Source organism: Acetobacter sp. DmW_125128, from assembly GCF_008704325.1.
Taxonomy (GTDB): Bacteria; Pseudomonadota; Alphaproteobacteria; order Acetobacterales; family Acetobacteraceae; genus Acetobacter; species Acetobacter oryzifermentans.
The window spans coordinates 1-2,435 of sequence record NZ_VHOP01000076.1 but is presented as its reverse complement, the minus strand read 5'-3'; the positions used below and the strand labels follow the sequence as shown (position 1 = coordinate 2,435).

At 35.5% G+C, this 2,435-nt stretch carries 4 protein-coding genes and 1 pseudogene; 2 read left to right on the top strand and 3 right to left on the bottom strand.

Annotation, left to right across the window (positions count from 1 at the left end; all coding sequences use genetic code 11):
- The first annotated feature begins 140 nt into the window (after positions 1–140).
- Positions 141–602: a hypothetical protein gene (locus FKW19_RS14800; protein ID WP_238331382.1), complete on the top strand. Its 462-nt coding sequence runs from the start codon at positions 141–143 to the stop codon at positions 600–602.
- Between the two features lie 67 nt (positions 603–669).
- On the top strand, positions 670–1,527 hold the full coding sequence (locus tag FKW19_RS14795; protein WP_116100356.1) for a hypothetical protein: 858 nt from the start codon (positions 670–672) through the stop codon (positions 1,525–1,527).
- A 27-nt stretch (positions 1,528–1,554) separates the two neighbouring features.
- On the opposite strand, the gene FKW19_RS14790 is transcribed toward FKW19_RS14795, so the two are convergent.
- The 3 genes and pseudogenes from FKW19_RS14790 to FKW19_RS15880 all read right to left on the bottom strand — a co-directional run.
- The gene (locus FKW19_RS14790; protein ID WP_238331379.1) at positions 1,555–1,872 is read right to left on the bottom strand and encodes a type II toxin-antitoxin system RelE/ParE family toxin; all 318 of its coding nucleotides are present in this window, start codon (positions 1,870–1,872) and stop codon (positions 1,555–1,557) included.
- Positions 1,862–2,107, bottom strand: a complete 246-nt coding sequence (locus FKW19_RS14785) for a type II toxin-antitoxin system RelB/DinJ family antitoxin (RefSeq protein ID WP_116100355.1) — start codon at positions 2,105–2,107, stop codon at positions 1,862–1,864. The genes FKW19_RS14790 and FKW19_RS14785 overlap by 11 nt, the downstream gene beginning before the upstream one ends.
- Before the next feature lie 138 nt (positions 2,108–2,245).
- Positions 2,246–2,435 (bottom strand): annotated as a pseudogene (locus FKW19_RS15880) (transposase); the annotation flags it as partial.

The following is a 2,435-nucleotide window of genomic DNA, read 5'->3' as shown; positions in this document are numbered from 1 at the left end:
CCATGTCTCGTCCGTAAAAGTGCCTGTTCCGTCTCCTTCTTCCATCCCTACAATATGGGAAGAATTTCAAGCGCTAACAGGCCCTACATCCTTACTATATCAATCTACAATCTTGGTTGGATTATATTCTATTTTGTGAAGTGGCAGGAAGTGGAGATGGGCCACAAAATAACTTCAACATGACCACATGGGACGGCATGATCTGGCATCAATGCGCTTATGACATGGATGAAACATGGGGGATTCAATTTAATACAACCGTTGAGACATCTGCTCCCGAAAAAATGGGGTTCATTATGAATCAGAATACTCAATCTTATTGGGCTGGAACGAACTTCTTCCAGATGTTTTATACTCACTTCCTTCCTGAATTACGAGCACGATGGGCAGAACTACGTGATGCTGGAACCATAAGCTATGAAAGTATTGCCAAGCTGGTCAAACAGCAGGCTGACTTTATTGATCCGGCCATGATGGAACTGGATTTGGCTATCTGGCCTCCCAATGGTTCTGATGTTGTTGATTATGGTGCTCCGGGTCGCAATTATTATACCTTCATTCTAGATTGGGCTAACCGCCGTATTGCTTGGATTGATACATAGTGGGGTTATTAACTAACAATATTATTTCTGATAAGAGAGCCTCCAGTTAATTCTTGGGGGCTTTTTTATGACTATATATTCATTTGCTTGTTCAGCGCCTGATAATTGGCGTGATTGGCATTTTTTAGTAAAGACATTTGGCCCTATTTCAATAACAGGTTTTATAGCTTTAGCTGCGTATAAAGTAGCTAGAACACAAAGAGAAATAGCATCTAACAAATACAATCTGGATTTATTCATTAGTAGACTTCGTGTATATGAGGACTTCGTTAAAATATTATATAAAATAAAAAAAGGATTAGATAAAGATGATAGTTCTAACAATGAAGATGATAATTCTAAACATGATCCATCAGAAATTTTTAAAAATAAAGATGATCTCTTACCAAAATTTCTTGCCTCAAAGAAACATTTTGAAAAATTCATAGAAAAAGATCATAATGTTGAGTGTTATGATAAATGTAAAATATTATTTGTAGATGTTGAATGTTATTACTATAAAGTAAAAAATTCGGTTAATTTATATTTAGAAAGCAAACATTCACTAACTAATGCTTTCAAATCCAAGGAAGACTATAAAAGTAACGAATATAATATTGACAGAAAAAAAGCACAAATAGACAATTTAGAATATGAACTAGATGGATACATGAAAAATCGCGGAGGTAATGATGGAATTATAGTAATGAATAAAATTTGTACAAAGGAAGAGGTAGAAGAAAGAATTGAACAATTAAGGTCTGAAGTAATAGATTATGAAAAAAATAAATTAAAACTGGAATACTATGAAAAGGAAATATTAGAGAAAAATAATATAAATAAGCAAGATAGAAAAAATGCTATTAATGAAATAAAAAATATGCGTGAAAAACTATATGATCAACTTAATGTAAGTCATGTTCCATATAAACATAAAATAAAATAATAAAAATTGTTGGGAGTATTATCTCTCCTAAAATATCTTCATATTCTTCATTGAGGTATAGATATCATCATTGTTACGTTTACCAATTCCAAGAATTAATATGATAATTTCATTATCTATGACCTGATAAACCATTCTAAAACCAGATGATTTAAGCTTTACCTTGAACAATCCATGTAGATCACCTCTCAATCTTGGTGCTGAATATGGATCATAACGTAATTTATCTAATTTCTTCTTGAACTGCTTCTTTATATCGCCCGATAATCTATCCCATTCTTTCTTTGCGGATATAGAAAATTCAATCCCATATTCAATGTTCATATCGCTTTTTTTAGAGGTCATTAAACTGGACGCGCACTCGTTTTTCATTAATGCGTTCTTTCGCCAGCATTAACAACTCCATATCATCGGCGGATATAATTTCTTTTGAAACCGGGAGTTTGTTTTCTTTCACAACATACTCCAGCATATCTCTGAAAAATTCACTTGGCTTTACACCTAGCTTCTTCAGCTTATCATATGCTTCCTTCTTTAAATCCTGATCAACCTTCAAGCTAATCTGCGCTGTCCCAGACATGTGATTATCTCCTGTTATCTACATAATATATAGATTTTTGGTGATAATCCACTATTTTTGGAGAAAGGGAAACCATATAGTCCTCCCTACCCTCATCCCATGTGGTGGGCTACGCCAGTTTTATATGATTAGGGCCTGTTATGGCTTAATCCAGTCTGCAGCGGCAGCGATGTGGATGACGGCGAGGAACGATGTTGCTGTTTTTTCGTATCTGGTTGCGACAGCGCGCCACTTTGAGGCGAGCCCAGAGGTTTTCAACGAGATGCCGGCACCGATAAGCCCATTTTGGGCAAGAGACTGGCGCGTCACGCCGTTTTGCGGGAATAGC